Here is a 23026-nt window from a genome sequence, read left to right as displayed (position 1 = left end):
CATGGAATTAATGCGATGGGCGATTGAACTAGGAGAATCGGTGCATGGAAATACGTATGAAGAATTGATGCCACTACTAGACTATTATTATGATCGTGATCATTTAAAAGCGTATTGTATCGCAAATCTTCTTTTAAACATGGATGTATTAGATGAGGATCGGGAAAGAATCGAATTAAGAAGATGCATCGCTGCTTATTATGCTGGATTATATAAAGTAGCAAGAAAACATGCAAATGAGTTGGTACTTAAACATCCAGATGTAGATTTATATAAAAATAATTTAAGATTAATGGAAGTTTATTTGAATAAAGAATATGATTATTGTCTTTTTATATGCCCAAAGACATACGGTAGTTTCATAGATGTTGCGCGAGCTTTAAAGTGGCGGTTGGAGCAGGAGGGAAATACCGTAATTATATCAGAAACAATACTGGAAAATGTAAAGAATACAGTTGTTTTTGGAGCACATACATACGCATATAACCCGAACCTTCTTCCGAAAGATGCAATTATTTATAATTTAGAACAGCTATACGAAGGAAGTCCATATGCGCACCCCCTTTATTTAATATTATTAAAAGATAGAGTGATTTGGGATTATAGTAAACAAAATATAGAATGGCTTAAACAAAAAGGGGTAGGAAAAGAAATAAAACATGTAGAAATGAACTATGCTCCCACTTTGGAAATAAAAAAAGATGCATTTGAAGATGAGATTACTGAAGATATTGATATTTTGTTTATAGGTGCTCTTAATCCGAGGCGGCAAGCTATTTTTGACCACCTAAAAGCGGTTGCGCCGAATTTAAATATAGTTTTTAAAAATAATGCGTGGGGAATTGTTAGAAATGAATTGATTGCTAGAGCTAAAATTATATTAAATATTCATTTTTACTTATCAGGAATTCTTGAAACACCTCGCGTGTCTTATGCAGTCGCAAATAAGAAATTTATTATTTCCGAAAATAGTAATCCAGAAGATGAGGTAGAGTGGCCAGGAATTGTATTTACTCCGTACGAAAAAATAATTGAAAACGTAATGAAATATATAGAATTACCAGAAGAACGGAAAAAATTAGCGGAAAAAGCATATAATCATTTTGAAGCAAATGAAAGTTTAGGTACGTTGAGTCTGAGAGATGAAACAAAGTAATTGTACGAAACTCATACGAAAGTATGAGTTCTTTTTTGTTTATCATACTATTTTATGAAGCAAGTTAACTCTTTATATTGTGTTTTGTATAGAAATTTCTGATAATATATAAGTAGAACTTGAAAACAAAGGGGAGAAATAATCATGAAACTAGTCGTTATTAACGGTACACCAAGAAAATTTGGTAGAACTCGCGTGGTGGCGAAATATATTGCGGATCAATTTGAAGGGGAATTATATGATTTAGCAATTGAGGATTTACCTTTATACAATGGAGAAGAGTCACAACGTGATTTAGAGGCAGTAAAAAAATTAAAAACGTTAGTGAAAGCTGCGGATGGGGTTGTATTATGTACACCAGAATATCATAATGCGATGAGCGGTGCGCTGAAAAACTCTTTAGATTACTTAAGTAGTAGTGAATTTATTCATAAACCAGTTGCGTTGTTAGCGGTTGCTGGTGGCGGTAAAGGTGGAATAAATGCATTAAACAGCATGCGAACGGTCGCTAGAGGTGTTTATGCAAATGCAATTCCAAAACAAGTTGTGCTTGATGGATTACATGTGCAAGATGGTGAACTTGGGGAAGATGCAAAACCATTAATTCATGATGTAGTTAAAGAATTGAAAGCATATATGAGCGTATATAAAGAGGTGAAAAAACAACTAGGAGTGGAGTGATATGTCCTCACTTTATCATGATTCTCGCTTGTATTACATTCTAGGAGCCAATAGTCTATCTGCTATTGGTTCCGGGATTGTTATGATAACGATTCCTTGGCTGTTAATTAAAGAGAGTGGAGGAGAGACAACATTTGGTTATGTTTCTATCATTGCAACCCTCATTATGTTTTTATTAACACCATTCATTGGGCAAAGTATTGATCGTTTTTCAAGAAAATCTTTATTGCTATGTAACGAAGGAATCGGAATAGCCGTAATCGGAATAATGGTTATATGGGGATTTGCTGGGCAACCTTATCATTCTATTCACTATATTCTTATTTATATAGCCGGATCATTCTACTATTTATTATTTTATCCTACAATATTTGCGTTCAACCAAGAGATATTTCAAGCAGAACATTATAAAAGTTTAAGTGGAACGATGGAAATACAAGGACAGTTAACACAAGTTATTTCTGGAGCGGCCGCGAGCTTCTTAATTGAAATTGTATCTTTGAAGTGGATTTTATTAGTAGACATGTTAACTTTTGCTGGAGCATTTTTTCTTTTCTTATGTATACCGTACGTAAAGAAAAAAGAAGTGAAAAGAAAAATAACATTTAAGAAGCAATTGTTTGAAGGAATTCACTTTATGAAAAAATGTCCTAAGCTCTTTTGGTTCTTACTGGCCACTTATATGCCGTTTATAGGTGTCATGATGGCAAATTATTTAATACCAGTGTATATTTCGGATATACTAAAAGCCAATGCCTCTGTATACGCAATAGAGGGCACGATGTACGGTGTCGGAGCGGTTGTTGCAGGGATCTGTATTCCACTCATAATGAAATATATCAAAACAGAAGTTTCAATCGTTATGACGATGTTCATTTATGTAATTTCAATTACTGCAATGAGTATTGAACCTTCTGTATTGTTTTTATATGGACTAGCGATTTTTCATGCAATTGGAAATGCGGGTACAAGAGTGGCGAGAAATGTATTGATGATGGAGGAAATTCCAAATGAAGTAATGGGACGTGTAGACAGCTTATTTCGCCTAATTGGTACTGGAATACGAATTGTATTATTAATGTTGTTTACAGCGGGTGTATCTAAAGCCGGAGTAATGCTTCCATTTTACGTATTAAGCTGCATATTGATCTTCTCATTAGGAATAGCTATTTATTATGTACTATCACAACGTAAAGTAGCGGCGAATGTTTCTAATAAATCAATCGTTTAAAAAAACACTTCTGCCTCCCTTTCTTTTTTTATATAATAAAAAGAAAGGGAGTGCAAACTTATTTATGAACAAATGGATCTTTCTTATAATTTTATTATTACCGCCACTATATATCATTTATATGACGTTTAGAATGAACAAAGTTGCTCGTGAAAAGTTGAGCTATCACTCTCCGTACGTTCTTATACTGGGTGCAAAGTTATTTGGAGATAGACCGTCTTTATCTCTTCAAAATCGTTTGGATGTAGCGTTGGAGTATTTATTTTCCCATCCTGAATCGAAAGTAATTGTTTCAGGTGGTCAAGGAGAAGATGAAGATATACCGGAAGCTCACAGCATGAGAAACTATTTAATGGTACACGGTATAGATGAGAGTCGTATTTTAATAGAAGATCAATCTACAAATACGTATGAAAACTTAAAGTTTAGTATGGATTTATATAATGTGAAACATGCAGTAGTTGTAAGTAATACGTATCATTTATATCGAACGAAAATAATTGCAAAGCGTTTAGGCATGAAGATGGAGGCACTAGCTGCTGAAACACCAATTCGTTCTAAGAGAAAAATGTATGTTCGCGAATATGCTGCTATTATGAAAACAATATTGTTCGACCGTTAGAGCTCAAATGTGAGCTCTTTTTTAATTTAAAAGCGTATCATTTGAAATGAATGCCATATTCCATCAAAATAAAGGAAACAACAGTAAAGGAGTTGTATTTGTGATTCAATTTAATCATGTGTCAAAATCGTATGAAGATGGCACGAAAGCAGTGGATTCATTGCATTTAGAAATTAAAAAGGGAGAATTTTTTGTTCTTATCGGTCCGAGTGGTTGCGGGAAAACAACGACAATGAAGATGATTAATCGTTTAATCGAAACGACTGAAGGATCGATTTTAATCGATGGAAAAGATATTCAACAATATAATATAAACGAATTACGTTGGGATATAGGATACGTGTTGCAACAGATTGCTTTGTTTCCTCATATGACAATCGCTGAAAATATTGCAGTTGTTCCTGAAATGAGGCAATGGAGCAAAAAGGAAATAAAAGCACGCGTCGATGACTTGTTACATATGGTTGGATTAGATCCGGATATATATCGAGATCGTATGCCTGATGAATTGTCAGGAGGACAAAAACAACGTGTCGGTGTCGTGCGAGCATTAGCCGCAAACCCGAAAATCGTTCTTATGGATGAACCATTTAGTGCGTTAGATCCATTAAGTAGGGAACAGCTTCAGAAGGATATTGTACAGTTGCAAAAAAAGATTCAAAAAACAATCGTGTTCGTAACACATGATATGCAAGAAGCATTATCACTTGGAGATCGCATTTGTATTATGAAAGAAGGAAAAGTTGTTCAACTAGATACACCAGAAGGAATTATACATAATCCGAAAAATGAATTTGTAGAGGAGTTCATTGGAAATCATGGGCGAACTTGGTATGAGGGGAAAAGTGTAGCAGATGTATTGCCACTTGATCAAAGTGTGCAATTAGAAGGGCAGGCGCTATCATTACATTCTTCCTTACAAGAAGCACTAGTTCGTGTGCGTGATGAAGAGGTCGTTCCAGTTGAAGAAAACGGTCAATATATTGGAGCGTTAACAAGTCGTCATATTGTCAATTACATTGTTGAACAAATGAAGGAAAGAGGCTAAACAGTGACTAATTTTATACAAACGTTCCAAGAACGAAAAATAGAATTACTAACTGCATTAAGTGAGCATTTACAAATATCGCTTATTTCATTATTTTTTGCAGTAATTATAGCAGTGCCACTTGGCATCTTATTAACAAGAAAAGAACGAATGGCTGAATTTATAATAGGAACTTCTGCAGTAATGCAGACAGTGCCATCACTTGCATTGCTTGGACTCTTAATTCCGTTAGTAGGAATCGGAAAACTTCCAGCGATTATCGCATTAGTTGTGTATGCACTATTACCTATTTTACGAAATACATATACAGGAATAAGGGAATTAGATGAATCTCTAATAGAAGCCGCGAAAGCTATGGGGATGAATAGTTGGAGAAGATTGTGGAAGGTAGAACTTCCTCTTGCATTGCCAATTATTATGGCCGGTATTCGTACAGCGATGGTATTAATTGTTGGAACGGCTACATTAGCAGCTCTCATTGGTGCTGGTGGGCTCGGTAAGCTTATATTATTAGGTATAGATCGAAATGATCATGCACTTATCATTTTAGGGGCCGTACCAGCCGCGTTACTCGCTTTATTCTTTGATATAGTACTTCGCATACTTGAACGACCGAAACGCTCTTCTAAGCGTGTTATATTGATGATATGTATTGTTTGTATAATGATTGCTTCTCCATTTCTTTGGAGTACAGAAAAGAAAGATATTGTTATTGCGGGCAAACTTGGATCAGAACCTGAAATTTTAATTCAAATGTATAAGCAGCTTATTGAACAAGATACAGATTTACACGTACAATTAAAACCAGGTCTTGGGAAAACAGCATTTGTATTTGAAGCGTTGAAATCAGGGGAAGTAGATATATACCCAGAATTTTCAGGAACAGCTTTATCTACTTTCGTGAAAGAAGAACCAAAGAGTACAAATCGTGATGAAGTATATGAGCAGGCTCGCGTTGGAATGGAAAAGAAATATAATATGATTATGTTGAAGCCAATGGAGTATAACAATACATATGCACTAGCCATGCCGAAAAAAATAGCAGATCAAAAGAATATAAATACAATTTCTGATTTAGGGAATGTTGCGCAGGAAGCCAAAGTAGGATTTACATTGGAATTTGCTGATCGTGAAGATGGTTATAAAGGAATGCAAAAATTATATAACTATAAGTTCTCGAATGTTAAAACGATGGAGCCGAAGCTGCGTTATAGCGCAATTGAATCTGGAGATGTTAACGTAATTGATGCATATTCAACAGATAGTGAATTGGAGCAATACGGACTGAAAGTGCTAAAAGATGATAAAGGGCTATTCCCACCTTATCAAGGAGCACCATTATTAAGAAAAGAAACGTTACAGAAATATCCTGAACTTGAAAAGGTATTAAATAAATTATCTGGAAAGATTACAGATGAAGAAATGCGAAAAATGAATTATGAAGTTAACGTAAATGGTAAAAGTAGTGAAGAAGTCGCAAAACAATTTTTACAAAAAGAGAATTTACTTCGTTAAATTTACAAGGAATATACAAATTTATATGTTTGAAATGACCGTTCATTACAAAATGAGCGGTTTTTTTGTGCATACTTATACATTTTTTCAAAAAAGTATTCCATTTTTGCTCATTTTCTTTTAGAATAAGTAATGTTTTCCTGAAAAAATATAAGAGAAACGTCTATTAGAGAAAAAGGTGACTTTAATAGTTGAACGAACATAACACCTAGAATGACAGATGGGGTGGTACAAATAGAAAAGAAGTTAGGATTTTTTCCATTAATCGCATTAGTAGTTGGAACAATGGTTGGTGGCGGTGTTTTTAGTTTACCGCATGATTTAGCAGTAGGAGCAAACAGTGGTGCAATAATAATTGGCTGGTGTATTACAGCGATGGGAATGATTCCCCTTGCGCTCGTATATCAAACGTTAGCAAGACAAAAACCGGAACTTGAAGGTGGAATTTATAGTTATGCACGTGCTGGTTTTGGTGAATATATTGGATTTAATAGTGCTTGGGGATATTGGCTAGCAGGAATCTTAGGTAATGTCGCAACAATTATGTTACTGTTTAGTACATTAGGTTATTTCTTTCCAATTTTCAAGGGAGGAAATAATGTTGCGTCTATCGTTGGGGCATCACTTTTATTATGGACACTTCATTTTCTAATTTTATTTGGGATCCGTGAAGCTTCTATTATGAATGTTATCGCAACAATAGGGAAGTTAGTTCCAATCGTTTTATTTATTGTTGTAATGGTAACAGCCTTTCGCTGGGACACATTTACACATGATTTTTGGGGAGAAGGAACGATCTCACTTTCCGCTATACTTGGTCAAGTGAAAAATACAATGCTTGTAACACTTTGGGTTTTCATTGGAGTTGAAGGAGCGGTTGTATTATCTGGAAGAGCGAAGAATAGTCGAGATGTTGGTAAGGCAACAGTATTGGGACTTATTTTAGTAATGTCCATTTATATTTTAATTTCTGTCCTGTCAATGGGAGCTATGACAAGAGGCGAACTTTCTGTGTTAGAAACTCCGTCAATGGGACATGTATTAGAGCACGTTGTTGGTCCATGGGGTGCAGTTGCGATTAACATCGGATTAGTTGCTTCACTTGTCGGTACATTAATTGGCTGGTTTTTACTTGTTTCTGAAATTTCTCATGTAGCAGGAAAAGATGGCGTATTTCCGAAAGTCTTTACGAAAACAAATAAAAAGCAAACACCACACATGGCATTATGGATTTCAAATGGTGTTGCCCAAATTATATTTATCATCGTTTTGTTTTCGGAATCAACATATCAAATTATGTATTTCATTGCATCAACATCAATTTTATTACCATATTTATTATCAGCGTTATTCCAATTTAAATTAGTCATTACAAACGAGCTAAGGGACGCTAAATTCAAAAACGGAGCGTTAGCTTTAATTGCTTCTATTTACTCTGTATGGCTTCTTTATGCAGCTGGTTTAAAGAATTTACTACTCGTTTCAATTGTGTATGGAATTGGAATTATTGTTTACACGTTTGCAAGAAAAGAACAAGGGAACCGTTGCTTTGCAGGTGCAGAGAAATATGTGATGTGGGCAATTATTATTGCGGCTATCACATCACTGTATATGTTATTAACTGGAAATATAAAAATGTAAAAAGTCCTTTTCATTTAAAGGGCTTTTTTCTTCGTTTAGAGAATATTTACTACATAAGATATTCAGGAGGGATGAGAATGGAAGAAAAAGAACAGTTGTCTAGAATAATTGATTTAGCTAGTGAGTTAAGGAAAGTATTAGTGCAAGAATCTTTTTTTAATCATCATCCTGAACTGAGAGGAGTCATTGAAAATTTAGCAAGTTCTGTTGAAAATTTGGCGGAATTACAAACAAGTAAAGATGAAAACGCTGAAGATCGATTACGTTACGTACTTGCGAAAATGAAAATTGCTCATAATGCAATTTTACAAGAGAAAAAAGTATTTCCTTCTCATTAATATAAGTTTTCATTTTGAACCTGGCGGATAATGTCAGGTTTTTTATTTCTAGTTTTTCGTTTCTTTCATACACTAAGAATAGTATGAAAAAAGAAGGTGACTATGGTGAAATTACATAAAGCTCTTCAACCAAGTTTTATAAAACGAATGTACTATATGAGATTTTTAGGGAAATTTACAAAAGCTGAGAAAGAGAAGAGTGGAGAAAATTTCTTTGTACAATGCTTATCGCCAATACCATTCACTTTACAGGAACAATTTGCAAATGAACTATATGTATTTGAAGGGTTATGTAGCAATAAAAAGAATGAAAAAATCTTTTCGGAATTAAAGAAGAGGAAATTAGAAAAGCAATTAGTAATGTTTCGTCTTTATTATGAAAGAGGAAATGTATACGTGGAGTTAATATGTACAGAAGAACCGAAAGAAATAGCAAGTAGCTATAAAATGATTCCGGCACCTAAAGTTACAAATAATAAAAAAAGAGAATCTTTAGAACGAAAACTTAGCAACGGTTATTTATCATTTCTTATGCCAAAATTTCCGAAAGACTTTGAGTCTCCCGAATTATTGTGGCACGATGGAAGACTGTATGGAAACATATCTTTAAAGTCATCAATTAGCTCAATTGCCTATTTTGAACAGAAACGTGAATGTAAATATATAAACTGCAGTGACTGGACGAAGTATGTAGAAATAGCGGTAGAAGATCAATTATATTTTGTAAGTGATCATGTGTATGAGCACTTACAAAAACGAATGCATGAAGAAGGTAAGCTAGTTGAAGTAGAGGATATAAAAGTGCAAAAAGATGAATGGGAATGGGATGAGCGTGAATCGTCTTTTTTACAGTATGTACAAAGTATGGTGCATAATAAAGGGTTATATTTGGATGAAACGGATATTTATAATTTCCATATAAGTGTAAAAACAAATATGTTAACGATTCTTGGTGGTATACCGGGTGTTGGGAAATCGCGTTTTGTGCAAACTTATGCAGAAGCATTAGGGTTACAGTATGGGGAAGAGTTGGTTTGGATTCCAATTTCGCCATCGTATCAAGAACCACATGATTTACTTGGTTACCTTCATCCAAATGGTACTTTTATTGAAAGTGAAACGAAGTTAGTTAGGACGTTAATGAAGGCGAAAGAAAATCCAAATCAACTGTATATAATCGTTTTTGATGAAATGAACATGTCTCATATTGAGCATTGGTTTACTCCGTTTCTATCTGTTCTTGAACTTGAAACAAAAAATCGTATTTTAAACTTGTATGAGGGTGTACAGGACATAGAGAGTTCAATTCCATCAACAATTGAAATTGGAGAAAATATTATATTTGTAGGTACTGTGAATTTTGATGAAACAACGAAAGAGCTCTCTGATCGATTATTAGACCGAACGAACCTAATAACGTTACAGAAAATTCCGTTTTGTGAGATGGGCCTGGAACAGGGGAAAGTCGTATTACATCCACCTTTGAAAGTAACAGCGGGAGAATTTCGGATAAATTGGATGAGAAATAAAGCGATGATTGAAGTATTTTCTGAAGAAGAATTAGAGCTATTAGATAAGTTGCATGTCGTATTGTCATCACATGACGCGTCTAAGGGAATTTCTTTCCGATGTGCAAATGCAATTGCGACTTATTTGCAAAACATACCGTTCCAAAATAACCATACCTATATGATCAGTAGAGAAGAGGGGTTTGATTTACAAATAAAGCAGCGTGTATTGACGAAAATCAGAGGGACCGAAATGATGGTTGGGCCTTTACTTTCTGAAGAAGCAAAAAGGGGGGCGACCTTAGTACCTCTTTTGCAATCTGCACTTGCTAACAGAGTATCTACATTTGAACACTCCTTAGCATATATACGAGAAAAACGTAGAGAACTGGAGTTGTATGGATATGCAAAATGAAGGGCGTTACGAAACAAAAATCGTTGATACGAATGAAACGCTCCCTTTTGTATTAAAGCTAATCATTGGAAATGAGGGGAAAGGAGATTATATTTTATTAAATCGTCTTTGTACATCTACTACAGCATTAGTTCAATGTATTTATAAAGTACAAGAATTAAAACCAATAAGATTGCAGTACAATTATGAAATCCCAATGAATATTACTTTTATATGGAATAAAGTATATGAGGGACAGAAAAATATAAAAGAGGCTCAATATGAAATAAATGAAAAAAAACAAAGAGTATTAATATATGAACATGGGAAAACAGAATTCTTTTATCCATGGCGCTGTGGTCTATACCATTTTGAAGTGCGTATAGAAGATACAACGTATTATGGCGCATTTCAAATCGTACCGAAAAATTTTTTTGATGATCAATTTGAAATGATTCAAGACTATGTGAAGTCAATTTTAAATGAGTTGATTTTGGATAGAGGTTACTATAAAAAGACTTTCTCTGCACTTAGCGATATTGAGGATTCTTCTTATTTAGTGTTACTTAGAAAGTTACCCCAAAAAATGAAAATGATAAAGCCAATTTTTAAGAAAATAGAATCAAGCTCAAAATTTATAAATGAATATAAATGGGAAGGAAAAGAGCGAAAGCCAACAAGAAAAGGAACTATAGTGGCAGAACGAAAACCTTATGCCAAACATTATAATCGTAAGTTTATGGAACAAAAAAATAGTAAGGAAAATGCATTTCTTAAATATAAAGCGATGCAATTTTATCATTATTTAATTGAAGCTAAAAGCTTTTTACGTCAAACAATTGAAATCTTAGAAAGAGAAAAAAAGAAAAAATCAGAAGAGTTTCAAGCTGTAAAAACGATTATACAAACAATTGAGCGTAATGGATCAGTAACCGATAGAGAGAAGCAAAAATATAAAAATATACATTTACTAAAAGAAGCCGATTTACGAAAGAGCTCAATGAAAATACAAGAATATAAAATATTGGCGCATATTGTACATGAAAATGTACAATACTTTCAAATGTTAATGCACTCTTCGTTTTGGAGGGAAGTTACTGAAACAAGTAATATGAACTTACATGATTTACCGATACCACATCAACAATTACTACATCATTTAGAAGTACTCCCGCAATATACGGATCAATCTCCATCGTTATTATTTGTTTATAAGCCAACGTTTTTAGTGTATGAATATTACGCTTTTTTTATCGTTATTTCAATTTTAGAGCAAATTGGTTTTGAGGCTAGAAACTCCATTCGTGAACAAATACAAGAACATTTTTATGTAGATGGATTACAAGATGGAACGACAGTAGTTTTAGAACGAGATGATATAAAGGTGCATGTCGCATTTAATGACTTAATTGAAACACATCCTCTTATTGCATTAAGTAAAGGTAGTAATTTTTACAATGGTGAGGATACGAAGAAGCCAGATATTCGCTTAGACTGTTATGTAAAAGAAGGTGGGAAATACGTATATAAATCTTCTATTATTATTGAAGTGAAGTATAGTCCAATGTACAATATTTTTCAGCATGTCGGAAATACGAAAGCAACTGAGCAAATGTATAAGTACTGGTCTATAAAGTATGTAGAAGAACAGGATGGAAAGCGAGTCTATTATCGAAGGTCAATTTATGAAGTCATTTGTGTATATCCAGGAAGCCATATGCATAGTAAAAAAATTGAGTCTGGATGCGGTGTTTTCTTGCAGTTATATCCATATAAGACGAAACAAGGGGAAGAGAAATTAGCTGGAAAACATGGGATGGTACAAATTTTTGAAAAATGGTTAAAAAGCATTAAGAAGTAAAAGAAATCCTTTTTCATAAAGGATTTCTTTAGATTAAGAAGAATTATATGCTGTATGGAAAGAAACATAATGTAATTTAGATTTGAAAAGTGATACAAATGTGTTATTAAAAGGAATGTGAGCGCGGGATAAAAGTCGATTAAATTGGAATCTAATTCATTTTGCAGAATATAATAAGTCATAAATATTTTTAGTTGCATACGAAGATTTGTTCTTATATGATAGATAGTGAAAGCGTTATCAAAAAACAGAGCGGCGATGGGAAAGGCGGTTAAATATGTTCCAGCGTGTTCAAACAAAGGAAGAACATTTTGGGTTCGAACAACTATGGGGAGATTTTTGTGAAGAAAGAAACTTAATGTTCGTAGAACGTAATTTAAATCCATCACGATTTTTATTAATAGAAGATGAACATCCTATTGGTACAGTAGAATGTATTAAGTATACGGTACCTGAGCAATCGAATTCTGAGTTTTTCTATCCGTTTTCTAAAAATGATTTAGTAAAAGATTTGAAGAATGTGTATGAAATAGGCAAGTTAAGTATTTCGAAAACGTCTCGTGGGAGAGGACATTTCAAAAGGCTAACAGCTATTTTATTTATACATGCGTTAGAAACAAAAGCTGAATGGTACATTGCAGCAGTAACAAAAAGAATGTATATGTATTTACTTACACTTGGTTTTCCAATTGAACCGATAGATAATCCATTTCAGTTTCATGATACTTTACAAGGTGTACCAGTAAGAATTCATGCTCGAAAAGGGGTTACGCATTTGTATTCTTTAAAAGAATTTCGTGATGTGATTCAAGGGAATGCTCATGCACAGGCATTAATTGCAGAATACAGTAAAAATATTATGTTAACGAAATAAAGCGAAGTGAATATGTATAATAAAGAGAATAATATTTGTATAGGATATAACTCTTCATTAAAAAAGACCCTTATTATTTTAATAAGGGTCTAAAAATTATAATCCAAATATACTAAAAATCATTTTGCGGCGCTTCGGTTTCTTTTCTCGTTCATATGTTGGTTTTGAATCAGGAGTAATATAAATGGGTTCTTCTTTCGTTAGGGCAGCTTCTAACTTTTGAATTCGCTCTAACATTTCCTCCATTTCACGACGGTGTTGTAAAAGTTGGTACGTGACGACATCATTTGCCTTATCTTGCATTTGTTCTTCCATTCGATCAAGTCTTCTCGTAATAGTGTTTAATTGATTGGTTAATTGCTCAAAATCATTCGATGATATGTTTTGAACAATTGTATTAACTTGAGTTTTTAATTCCTTAACCTCATCTGAGGAAGCTTTTTGAGTAGGTTGAGAATTTTGAGATTGCTCTATTTGAAATCGATGGTGTTCTAACATTTGATCGACATCCTCTTGTGTGAAAATAAAGTGGCCATATTTGTTTTTCTCTATCGTAAGATTTAATTGTTGCGCGATCCGAACAACAGCCTTTGGGCTAACACCTAATTTCTTTGCGATAAATGGTGTTTTATATTCCAAAATAATCCCTCCTATATATATCCTGTTGAATGATTTCGAGCTATAAAGTAAGTTCCCTTCTAGTGCGACAAAAGAAGTGTGGAATCGGCAAAGAAAGTGTTTTTTCACGAAATTGAGTTAAGAAGAATAGTTCGTTTAAATAAAAATGTCTTATCGTAGCATTTAGAATAATTTGACGAGTGTAAATGAATTAGATTATCATAATGATAAATATCTTTTTTATGTATGCATATAATATATAAAAAGGTGGTTGCTAATGTAGAATTTTGTTAGAGTATTAGAATGCTTACTTCACTTGAATAAAATTAAGTAGGAGGTGGCTTCCTTGCTTACAATGTAAGTAAGGAAAAGTATTTGGACATATATAGTATAAGTATAGTGATTGTTTTAATTGCCTTAACGGCATTTTTCGTTGCAGCAGAATTTGCAATTGTTAAAGTGAGAAGTTCACGAATTGACTATTTAATTGCAGAAGGAAATAATCGTGCAACATCGGTCAAAACAGTCATTACAAACTTAGACGAATATCTATCTGCTTGTCAGCTGGGAATTACTGTTACAGCTTTAGGAATTGGGTGGTTTGGTAAACCTGCGTTAAAGCAAATGTTTGATACGCTTTTTGCAAATTGGAATATCTCTACTCAACTAGCAGACATTTTTGCTGTAATTTTAGTGTTTTTGTTAATTACTTTTTTACATGTTGTAATAGGGGAATTGGCCCCAAAAACATTTGCAATTCAAAAATCTGAACAGGTGAGTTTACTTGTTTCTAAGCCGTTAATTTTCTTTTATCGTATTGCATTCCCATTCATTTGGCTATTAAATGGTTCAGCTCGAATCATTACGAAGCTGCTAGGGCTGAAAGCGCCGAAGGGGCATGATGAGGTACATTCAGAAGAAGAATTACGGTTGTTAGTTTCAGAAAGTTATAAAAATGGTGAGATTAATCAATCTGAATATAAATATGTGAATAAAATTTTTGAATTTGATGATCGGATTGCAAAAGAAATAATGGTACCTCGAACTGAAATGAATATTATAAGTAAAGAGATGCCTGCTGAAGAAGCTTTGCAAAAAATGTCTCGTGAAAAATATACAAGGTATCCAGTTGTTGATGGCGACAAAGACCATGTAATAGGTTTTGTGAATTTTAAAGATATTTTTACTGAATTTGTACAACATAAAGCTGCTAATAAGAAGACAGTAGAGCAATATATGAGACCAATTATTTTAGTTATCGATTCTATTCCAATTCATGATTTGTTTTTAAAAATGCAAAAAGAAAGAACACATATTGCTATATTGATAGATGAATATGGTGGAACATCTGGACTTGTTACTGTTGAAGATATTCTGGAAGAAATTGTTGGAGATATTCAGGATGAGTTTGATACGGATGAGCAGCCAGAAATTCAAAAGGTTAGTGAAACGAAGACGATACTAGAGGGAAAAGTACTTGTTAGTGAAGTGAATACGTTATTTGGTTTAGGGATTGATGATGATGGTGTTGATACAATCGGTGGTTGGATTTTAACGAAGAATATAGAGATTGCTGAAGAAGATTCCATTGAAATTGAAAATTATAAGTTTTGTGTGAAAGAATTAGATGGACGATATATAAAAAGATTAGAAGTTACAAAGATAGTAGAATCGATTGTTATTTTAGAAGATGAAAAACAAATTTCGTTACAAGAGCAAATTAGCTCGTAAACTCTGCTATATAGCAGAGTTTTTTTGAGCATAATGTTTTTTGAGGGATAGGGGCTATGATACAATGAAATAAGTCAGTTCTTTCACTAGGTGAAATATTGTTGTATACATATATTTGGAAGGAGAAGAAGTATGAAAAAGCATTTATATATAAATGGAGATTGGAAAACTGTAAACACGTATAAACCATTATACGCACCATATTCTGAAGAAACATTAGCGGAAATTGCACAAGGAACGGAAGAAGATGTAAAAGAGGCTGTTACTGCTGCAAAAAATGCAATGACAAAAATGAATAAATTATCTGCATATGATCGTGCGACTATTTTAGAGAAAGTTGCACAAAAAATGGATGAAAGAAGAGAAGAATTTGCAGAGATTATTGCAAAAGAAGCTGCCAAACCAATACGTGCTGCAAGGGGAGAAGTAGATCGTACTGTTCAAACGTACAAATTTGCAGCTGAAGAAGCGAAGCGTATATATGGTGAAACATTGCCATTAGACGCCGCACCTGGTGCGAATGGGCGTATTGCATATACAATCCGAAAGCCGATTGGGGTTATAGGGGCTATTACACCATTTAATTTCCCATTAAATTTAGTAGCGCATAAAGTTGGACCAGCAATTGCTGCCGGAAATACAGTTGTATTAAAGCCAGCTGATCAAACGCCATTATCATCTTATGCATTAGTTGAGTTATTTAAAGAGGCAGGATTGCCAAATGGAGCTTTAAATATCATTTCTGGCCCTGGCTCCACGGTTGGTGAGGCAATCGTCAAAAATGATTATGTTGCTTCTATTACTTTTACCGGAAGTCCAAAAGTTGGAATCGGAATAAAACAAAAGGCTGGGCTAAAACGAGTTACGTTAGAACTAGGCTCAAATGCTGCTGTTATTATTGATGAAGATGTAGAGTTAACAGATGAAATAATTGAACGTGTAAAATGGGGAGCATTTGTTAATAATGGGCAAGTTTGTATTTCCGTACAACGTGTTTTTGTACATGAAACGAAAATACATGAATTTCTTTCGAAGCTAAAGAAAGCGATGGAATCAGTTGTTGTTGGTGATCCACTGCTTGAGGAAACGGATGTATCAGCTTTAATTTCAAAAAAAGATGTAGAGCGAATTGATATGTGGGTTCAAGAAGCAATTAAGGAAGGAGCAACTGTTTTATGCGGTGGTAAAAAGCAGGATGCAAGAATTTTTGAACCAACTGTATTAACAAATGTTCCAGATCATGTATCTGTGCAGTGCCAAGAAGTATTCGGTCCACTCATGACAGTAAATACATTTAAAGAATTTGATGAAGCGATTGAGCAAGTAAATAATTCGCGTTACGGCTTACAGGCAGGGGTATTTACAAATAATTTATTTAAAGCAATGCGTGCAATTGATGAGCTAGAGGTTGGTGGTGTCATGATTAATGATATTCCAACGTTCAGAGTAGATCATATGCCTTATGGTGGCGTGAAAGAAAGTGGCACGGGGCGCGAAGGAATTAAATATGCAATAGAAGAAATGACAGAAATGAAATTAGTATGTATTAAAAAATAAAGTAGAAAAACTTAAAACTTGCGCTAAAAAACGAGTAGGAAATGTTTACGATTCCATACTCGTTTTTTACGCTTCTAGTAACTATTTAATTAAGTGTAACTTTTACTTCATTTCTTGTTTGAAAATAGTATCTTCTACATAAATTTGTTCTTTATCTACAGCAGTAGCATGAGTTAATACTAAACCGATTGGTGTTTTTGTATCTTTATTTTGAACAATTGTAAAAGGAACATTTTTTTCGTTTGCTAATTTAATGTATTTTGATAAATGTGGGTAAGCAATGCCACCATTTAGGAGGAGTTGTAATGATTGAGAAGAGCGCATGCTACCCGCCACTTCAGAGTATACATTACTTTGCATTACTTGACCGATCGTTAAAGCGATTTCCACACGCTCACGTAATGTAGTTAAATACATATTACGTTCTTCTGGTTTGTTTTGCTTTTGGCCGTAAATGCCTTCTTGGAGATAATCTTCCACATTTTTATTTACCATATTTTTCACACCTTTCATTTTCTATTGTACGCAAGAATTAAAAATGATGCAAAAAAAAGTCGTTTTGACTAAGGAAATAATGAAAATATGTGAAGGAAAAAGGGGATTTACATACAATTAGTTAAATAAGAAAGAAAAAAATAATTTTATCAACAGAAATTAACAAAATGTGACAAAAATCTATTAACGAATCTTATTTTTTGTGTTAATATTCAAAATATAAAGGGTATTCGTCGTATGGAAATGGAGGGAATGGAGGTTTTTCCAATCGATAAGGATATTAAAGAAATATTTTGTTCACACTTGAAAAACAATAGGCACCAATTCGTAGAGAACTGGAAAAACAAAATGATAATTTCCGAAAAAGATCCATTTAAACTAGAAGTAGTTCAAAATGGAGAGGATTTACTAGAGTTAATTATCGAACTTACTATGGAAGATAAAGATATAAATTATCTTCAACCGTTATGCGAGAAAATTGCTATTGAACGTGCTGGAGCAGATGCGAATATTGGAGATTTTGTTTATAACGCAAACGTGGGAAGAAATGAACTTTTCGAAGCGATGTGTGAATTAGATGTTAGTGCTCGTGAATTGAAACCAATTATGGCAAAAATACATACTTGTTTTGACAAATTAATTTATTATACCGTTTTAAAATACTCGGAAATTATATCGAAGAATTTAGAGGAAAAACAGCAATATATTAACGAAACACATAAAGAAAGACTGACGATTTTAGGACAAATGTCAGCTAGTTTTGTACATGAATTTCGTAATCCGCTTACTTCCATTATGGGGTTTGTCAAATTATTAAAGGCAGATCATCCGAGTTTATCGTATTTAGATATAATTTCGCATGAATTAGACCAATTAAATTTTCGTATTTCGCAATTTTTACTCGTATCGAAAAAAGAAATGTGGAATGAATCGGAACGGTTTTGGCTTAATGACTTGTTTCAAGACATTATACAATTCTTATATCCGAGTTTGGTCAATGCGAATGTTTTGATTGAAAAGAACTTACCGTATCCAATTCCGCTTGTTGGTTATCGAAGTGAAGTGAGACAAGTATTTTTAAACATATTAATGAATTCAATTGATGCTCTTGAATCAATGAAAGAAGAACGAAAAATTATCATCGATGTATTTGAAGAAGATCAAGCTATTCGAATTGTGATAAAAAATAATGGACCAATGATTCCAGCTGAAAATGTAGAAACGATTTTTGAACCATTTGTAACTACTAAAAAGTTAGGAACTGGTATTGGATTATTTGTATGTAAACAAATTGTGGAAAAACATAATGGGTCCATTATGTGTCGATCAGATAACGATTGGACAGAATTTCAAATTGCATTTCAAAAATAAACAGTCTACACCAAATGAATGGTGTAGACTGTTTTAATTTGTGAGTATGACGGCTTCTAATTTAGGATCTTTAGTTGAATAACCTACTATTGAAATTGTATAAATAACATTTGGTTCAACATTGAATTTCGGTATAGTCAGTAAAACGTTTTTATTATCTGCGAGTGAAATTTCAATATCTGCTGTACCAGGGCTAACTTGCAAAAAATCTGTTATTTGTTTAAAGAGTACATTTTCAAATAAATGATCCCCATCTTTTAAATCTACATTTACAACAGGGGTATCTGGAGAGAAATGTGCAAAGCGTATTTTGGCTTGACCAGCTGGTAAATGTGTATTATCAAGTATAGGTTGTAATTGTAGGTGATTGTCACTATTTATTGCAGCAAGAGTATAAGTATGATTTCCCATTATTGGTACCAGCGCTGAAAAGATTGGAGTTTCATTTCCGACAGGAACAATATCTATACGGTATTTACCTTGTACTAATGATAAATAAGGGCTGAATTGCTTAAATGAAATATTTTTAATAACTTTTTGTCCGTTTACTAAAATGTCAACAGCCGGTATATTTGGATTGGCATGAAAAATTCTTATATGTGAAGGTAAAGCAGCTTCTTGTGAATCTCTTGTTTCATACGCCTGTACAAGTTTTGATAGTGCATCGTAATATTTCATATATAATTCTATATATTTTTTAGGATTACGAAACTGATAGTAACGTGCGAGCTGTTCGTATTGTGTAACTTCTTGTCCATATTTTTCGATTTCAGATTGAGACATGAACATTCCTCCTTTGTCATCATTAAAACTATATGCGAAGCAAGAAAGCGGTTATGCGAAAAAAATGATTTTATAGAGGGGAAATTAAAAATTGACAACAAATATGTTGTCATAAAGAGGTGCTGGTGCTTATGAGTATTTCGCAGAGTAAAGCAGTACATATGACTGTATGAAAGTAAAATAAATGCCAAATTGTAAGTGCATTTCAATTAACATATAGAATACATGTCCAAAAATCGCTAGAAAACTAGGGATTTTTTTAATTATAGGCAAATACACATACAAAGTGATAATTGTCCTACATAAATTATAAAGGAAAGATAATTTAAATCTGAGAAAAGGAGTGCCACTTCGGGATAGGGATATCCCGATAGTAATTGTGAATGAAGTTATGAAAAGATTTTGTGTTATAAGCTGTAGGATGAATTTGTAAACTTCATTTTTCTATTTATTTTAGCAATTGACAGTATTAACCCATAAGAGAGCGTCATGACGAACTGATTAGTGTGGTTAATCGGTTCTTTTTTTATAGTTTAAAAATGAAAAGTTTACATAATAAATAGGAATTTGAATTGATTAGTAAGGTGGGGTGTCGAAATTTGTTTTAAAATATGCAATTTAAAGTAGGATAATAGGAAGGAGTTTAACGGGAGTTCCGTCGAAGTGTACAGAATGTCGGCATTTAAGGACAGCTGACATTATGCTATAAAAACATTTGGTGATGTAGTCATTTCATATAAAAGGGAGGGTTATTTGGGCGTATAGAAAAGGATTGGTCTTCGTTTAGAGTTCTGAATTTTCTGTTTTATAAATATTTTTAAGCACTCATTTGTATATTTTATAATAGTTTTTTGATAAATTCACTGCTTTTGCAGAGGATTCTTTTTTATGAAAGAAACGTCAATTTTCTTCATATATATATACAAATTGGAGAAATGGGGGAGCGCTATGCGCGATTACTTAATTAAACCACTTGTTGGTCAGCCGTATCCAATGATTTCACATGGAAAAGGTGTTTATTTGTATGATCAAAATGGCAATAAATATTTTGATGGTTCGTCAGGAGCAATTACGGCAGGTATTGGGCATGGCGTAAAGGAGATTGCAGACGTTATTAAAAAGCAAGCTGAGGAGATTGCTTTCGTTTATAGATCACAGTTTACGAGTGAACCAGCTGAAAAATTAGCGAAGAAGTTAAGTGATTTAAGTGTAGGAGATTTGAACTGGAGTTTTTTTGTAAATAGTGGTACGGAAGCGAATGAAACAGCTATGAAAATTGCAATTCAGCATTTTCAAGAGCGAGGTATTCAAGGGAAACATAAAATTTTATCAAGATGGATGAGTTATCACGGCATTACGATGGGTGCTTTATCGATGTCTGGTCACCCACTACGTAGACAACGTTTTGTATCTATTTTGGAAGACTATCCGACTATACCAGCTCCATATTGTTTCAGATGTCCTGTTCAAAAGGTATATCCAACTTGTCAGCTGGCATGTGCGACTGAACTAGAAAGATCAATTGAAAGAATTGGTGCAGAGCATATTGCTGCTTTTATTGCTGAGCCGATTATCGGAGCAGCTGGAGGCGCGGTTGTTCCGCCGAAGGACTATTATAAAGTCATTAAAGATATTTGTAATCATTACGATATTTTATTTATTGCGGATGAAGTAATGACTGGGCTTGGTCGTACTGGAGCATGGTTTGCGATGGAGCATTGGGGTGTAGAGCCGGATATTATGACACTTGGTAAAGGGTTAGGAGCGGGATATACACCGATGGCAGCGACAGTTGTAAGTGATCGTGTTATGGAACCAATATTACGTGGATCACGTTCAGTAATGAGCGGTCATACGTTAAGTGCAAATCCCTTGTCTGCAGCAACGGCTTTAGCTGTTATTGAATATATGGAGAAACATAATCTCCCTGAAAAAACAGCAGAAAAGGGAGAGTATTTAATAAAAGGCTTACAGAAAGTTCAGCAACAATCGACAATCATTGCTGATGTGCGCGGAAAAGGGTTGCTAATCGGAGTAGAATTGCAACCGTTTACAAAAGCGTCAGAGCTTATTTCAGTTGCAGCTAAAAATGGGCTACTTTTATACCAAGCCGTTTCAGGGCAAGCAGGAAAAGAAGATAGTGCACTGCTTGTAGCACCGCCAATGACAACTACATATTCCGAGTTAGATGAATTACTTTCAATTTTCTCTAAAAGTGTGGAAGAGATGATGCAAAAAGGAGGGCATAGTATCGCATGACAACTATTACAAATACATTCGGTAAATTAAAAGAAATTGAGGAAGTAATTTCTTTGTTCCATGATGATATGACATTAATGTTTGGGGGATTTGGAGGGATTGGATCCCCTCCATCTTTAATACAGGCAATTTTAGAAAAAGGCATTACAAATTTAAATTTGGTTGGAAATGACACTGGATTTCCTGATGTAGGTATCGGTCGTCTTGTTACAAATGAAAGAGTTAAATCACTAATTACTTCTCACATTGGCTCCAATCCAAATGCAGGAAGGCAACTAAACGAGGGAAGATTACAAATTGAGTTTTCTCCGCAGGGAACATTAGCAGAGCGCATTCGCGCTGGTGGCGTTGGTCTTGGTGGTGTTTTAGTTGATGTTGGTGTTGATACGATTGTGGAAGAGGGAAAACGAACAGTTGAAATGGATGGTAAGACCTACTTAGTTGAAACAGCGTTAACTGCTGAAGTTTCAATTGTATATGCGAAAAAGGCAGATCCGTTTGGTAACCTTGTATTTGACAAAAGTGCACGAAATATGAATCCTCACGTAGCTATGGCTGGGGATATAACAATTGTAGAAGCAGAAGAAATAGTTCCGCTTGGAAGTTTAGATCCAGAGGAAATTGTCGTTCCAGGTGTTTTCGTAAATTATATTGTACCGTCGGAAGGAGTGAACTGGAAATGGGTATGGGCGTAGAAGTGAGGGATAAGATTGCTAGGCGAGCGGCGAAAGAAATACAAAATGGCATGATTGTAAATTTAGGTATTGGCATACCATCGCTTGTACCAAATCATTTGCCTGACGATATAAATGTTATGTTTCATGCGGAAAATGGAATCGTCGGCATGGGACCAACGCCAAGTAAAGGGAATGAAGACGAAAATTTGTGTAACGCAGCAGGTTTACCAACTTCTCTTATAACAGGAGCGAGTTATTTCGATAGTTGCACAGCGTTTGGTATGATTCGAAAAGGTTTGCTAGACATAACGATTCTTGGTTCATTACAAGTAAGTGAAAATGGTGATTTAGCAAACTGGATTGTACCTGGAAAACGTGTTCCAGGTATTGGTGGAGCAATGGATTTAGCACAAAAAGCGAAGCGGGTCGTTGTTGTGATGAATCATGTTGATAAGTACGGAAATGCAAAAATTGTTTCAGAGTGTACATTGCCATTAACTTCAAAGAAATGTGTAGATTTAATTATTACTGATATGGCAGTCATGGAGGTAACTCCGAGTGGACTTATATTACTAGAATTAATGAGCCCATACACAGTAGAAGATGTAAAACGACATACAGAAGCTGATTTTCAAATTAGTTCTAACTTACTAGTAATTGAATGAA

20 protein-coding genes are annotated in these 23026 nt (G+C 34.0%); 17 read left to right on the top strand and 3 right to left on the bottom strand.

Annotation, left to right across the window (positions count from 1 at the left end; translation table 11 throughout):
• The first annotated feature begins 1 nt into the window (after position 1).
• The 11 genes from F3I02_RS28670 (at position 2) to F3I02_RS28620 (ending at position 12869) form a co-directional block, all read left to right on the top strand.
• Positions 2-1156 (top strand): CgeB family protein, encoded by a 1155-nt coding sequence (locus F3I02_RS28670; protein ID WP_000422329.1) that lies wholly within the window; start codon positions 2-4, stop codon positions 1154-1156.
• A 144-nt stretch (positions 1157-1300) separates the two neighbouring features.
• Entirely contained in the window at positions 1301-1837 is a 537-nt protein-coding gene (locus F3I02_RS28665) for an NADPH-dependent FMN reductase (protein ID WP_000780352.1), read from the top strand.
• 1 nt (position 1838) lies between these two features.
• Entirely contained in the window at positions 1839-3068 is a 1230-nt protein-coding gene (locus tag F3I02_RS28660) for an MFS transporter (protein ID WP_000097158.1), read from the top strand.
• Between the two features lie 64 nt (positions 3069-3132).
• Entirely contained in the window at positions 3133-3690 is a 558-nt protein-coding gene (locus F3I02_RS28655; RefSeq protein WP_001045714.1) for a YdcF family protein, read from the top strand.
• Between the two features lie 100 nt (positions 3691-3790).
• The gene (locus F3I02_RS28650; protein ID WP_000614074.1) at positions 3791-4738 is read left to right on the top strand and encodes an ABC transporter ATP-binding protein; all 948 of its coding nucleotides are present in this window, start codon (positions 3791-3793) and stop codon (positions 4736-4738) included.
• Positions 4739-4741: 3 nt separating this feature from the next.
• Positions 4742-6253, top strand: coding sequence for an ABC transporter permease/substrate-binding protein (locus F3I02_RS28645; RefSeq protein ID WP_000181011.1), 1512 nt, complete (start codon positions 4742-4744; stop codon positions 6251-6253).
• A 213-nt stretch (positions 6254-6466) separates the two neighbouring features.
• Positions 6467-7894, top strand: coding sequence for a basic amino acid/polyamine antiporter (locus F3I02_RS28640; protein WP_000129445.1), 1428 nt, complete (start codon positions 6467-6469; stop codon positions 7892-7894).
• A gap of 77 nt (positions 7895-7971) precedes the next feature.
• Positions 7972-8232, top strand: a complete 261-nt coding sequence (locus tag F3I02_RS28635; protein ID WP_196478661.1) for a LemA domain protein — start codon at positions 7972-7974, stop codon at positions 8230-8232.
• A gap of 105 nt (positions 8233-8337) precedes the next feature.
• Positions 8338-10155 carry an AAA family ATPase gene (locus F3I02_RS28630; RefSeq protein WP_033690264.1) on the top strand — a complete coding sequence of 606 codons (1818 nt, stop codon included), beginning with the start codon at positions 8338-8340 and terminating at the stop codon, positions 10153-10155.
• On the top strand, positions 10145-11995 hold the full coding sequence (locus F3I02_RS28625; protein ID WP_001178723.1) for a hypothetical protein: 1851 nt from the start codon (positions 10145-10147) through the stop codon (positions 11993-11995). Before F3I02_RS28630 ends, F3I02_RS28625 begins: the two co-directional genes overlap by 11 nt.
• Positions 11996-12272: 277 nt before the next feature.
• The gene (locus tag F3I02_RS28620; RefSeq protein WP_000487795.1) at positions 12273-12869 is read left to right on the top strand and encodes a hypothetical protein; all 597 of its coding nucleotides are present in this window, start codon (positions 12273-12275) and stop codon (positions 12867-12869) included.
• A gap of 96 nt (positions 12870-12965) precedes the next feature.
• Here the strand turns inward: F3I02_RS28620 and racA are convergent, their stop codons facing one another.
• Positions 12966-13508, bottom strand: coding sequence for a chromosome-anchoring protein RacA (gene racA, locus F3I02_RS28615; RefSeq protein WP_196478660.1), 543 nt, complete (start codon positions 13506-13508; stop codon positions 12966-12968).
• A 354-nt stretch (positions 13509-13862) separates the two neighbouring features.
• Between racA and F3I02_RS28610 the strand changes: the two genes are divergently transcribed.
• Together F3I02_RS28610 and F3I02_RS28605 are read left to right on the top strand one after the other, a co-directional pair.
• Complete coding sequence (locus F3I02_RS28610; RefSeq protein ID WP_196478659.1) at positions 13863-15218, top strand: hemolysin family protein; 1356 nt, start codon at positions 13863-13865, stop codon at positions 15216-15218.
• Positions 15219-15350: 132 nt separating this feature from the next.
• Positions 15351-16775: an aldehyde dehydrogenase family protein gene (locus F3I02_RS28605; protein WP_000716477.1), complete on the top strand. Its 1425-nt coding sequence runs from the start codon at positions 15351-15353 to the stop codon at positions 16773-16775.
• A gap of 102 nt (positions 16776-16877) precedes the next feature.
• On the opposite strand, the gene F3I02_RS28600 is transcribed toward F3I02_RS28605, so the two are convergent.
• Positions 16878-17270 carry a YueI family protein gene (locus F3I02_RS28600; protein WP_000247560.1) on the bottom strand — a complete coding sequence of 131 codons (393 nt, stop codon included), beginning with the start codon at positions 17268-17270 and terminating at the stop codon, positions 16878-16880.
• A gap of 237 nt (positions 17271-17507) precedes the next feature.
• Here F3I02_RS28600 and F3I02_RS28595 point away from each other — a divergent pair, with 237 nt between their 5' ends.
• Positions 17508-18641 (top strand): BA2291 family sporulation histidine kinase, encoded by a 1134-nt coding sequence (locus F3I02_RS28595; protein ID WP_000425086.1) that lies wholly within the window; start codon positions 17508-17510, stop codon positions 18639-18641.
• A 33-nt stretch (positions 18642-18674) separates the two neighbouring features.
• On the opposite strand, the gene F3I02_RS28590 is transcribed toward F3I02_RS28595, so the two are convergent.
• Complete coding sequence (locus F3I02_RS28590) at positions 18675-19424, bottom strand: DUF4397 domain-containing protein (RefSeq protein ID WP_000083286.1); 750 nt, start codon at positions 19422-19424, stop codon at positions 18675-18677.
• Positions 19425-20372: 948 nt separating this feature from the next.
• Here F3I02_RS28590 and F3I02_RS28585 point away from each other — a divergent pair.
• Genes F3I02_RS28585 through F3I02_RS28575 form a run of 3 tightly spaced genes read left to right on the top strand, consistent with a single transcriptional unit; the run spans position 20373 to position 23025 of the window.
• A complete protein-coding gene (locus F3I02_RS28585; RefSeq protein WP_001205879.1) occupies positions 20373-21683 on the top strand; it encodes an aspartate aminotransferase family protein in 1311 nt (436 codons plus the stop codon).
• Positions 21680-22378: an acetate CoA-transferase subunit alpha gene (atoD, locus tag F3I02_RS28580; protein WP_000208101.1), complete on the top strand. Its 699-nt coding sequence runs from the start codon at positions 21680-21682 to the stop codon at positions 22376-22378. Before F3I02_RS28585 ends, atoD begins: the two co-directional genes overlap by 4 nt.
• Entirely contained in the window at positions 22363-23025 is a 663-nt protein-coding gene (locus F3I02_RS28575; RefSeq protein WP_000525274.1) for a CoA transferase subunit B, read from the top strand. The genes atoD and F3I02_RS28575 overlap by 16 nt, the downstream gene beginning before the upstream one ends.
• Position 23026 lies beyond the last annotated feature (1 nt).

Source organism: Bacillus sp. SRB3LM (assembly GCF_015712745.1).
Classification (GTDB): domain Bacteria; phylum Bacillota; class Bacilli; order Bacillales; family Bacillaceae_G; genus Bacillus_A; species Bacillus_A thuringiensis_K.
Note: the sequence above shows the minus strand (reverse complement) of the source record. Positions and strands in the feature narration are given on the sequence as shown.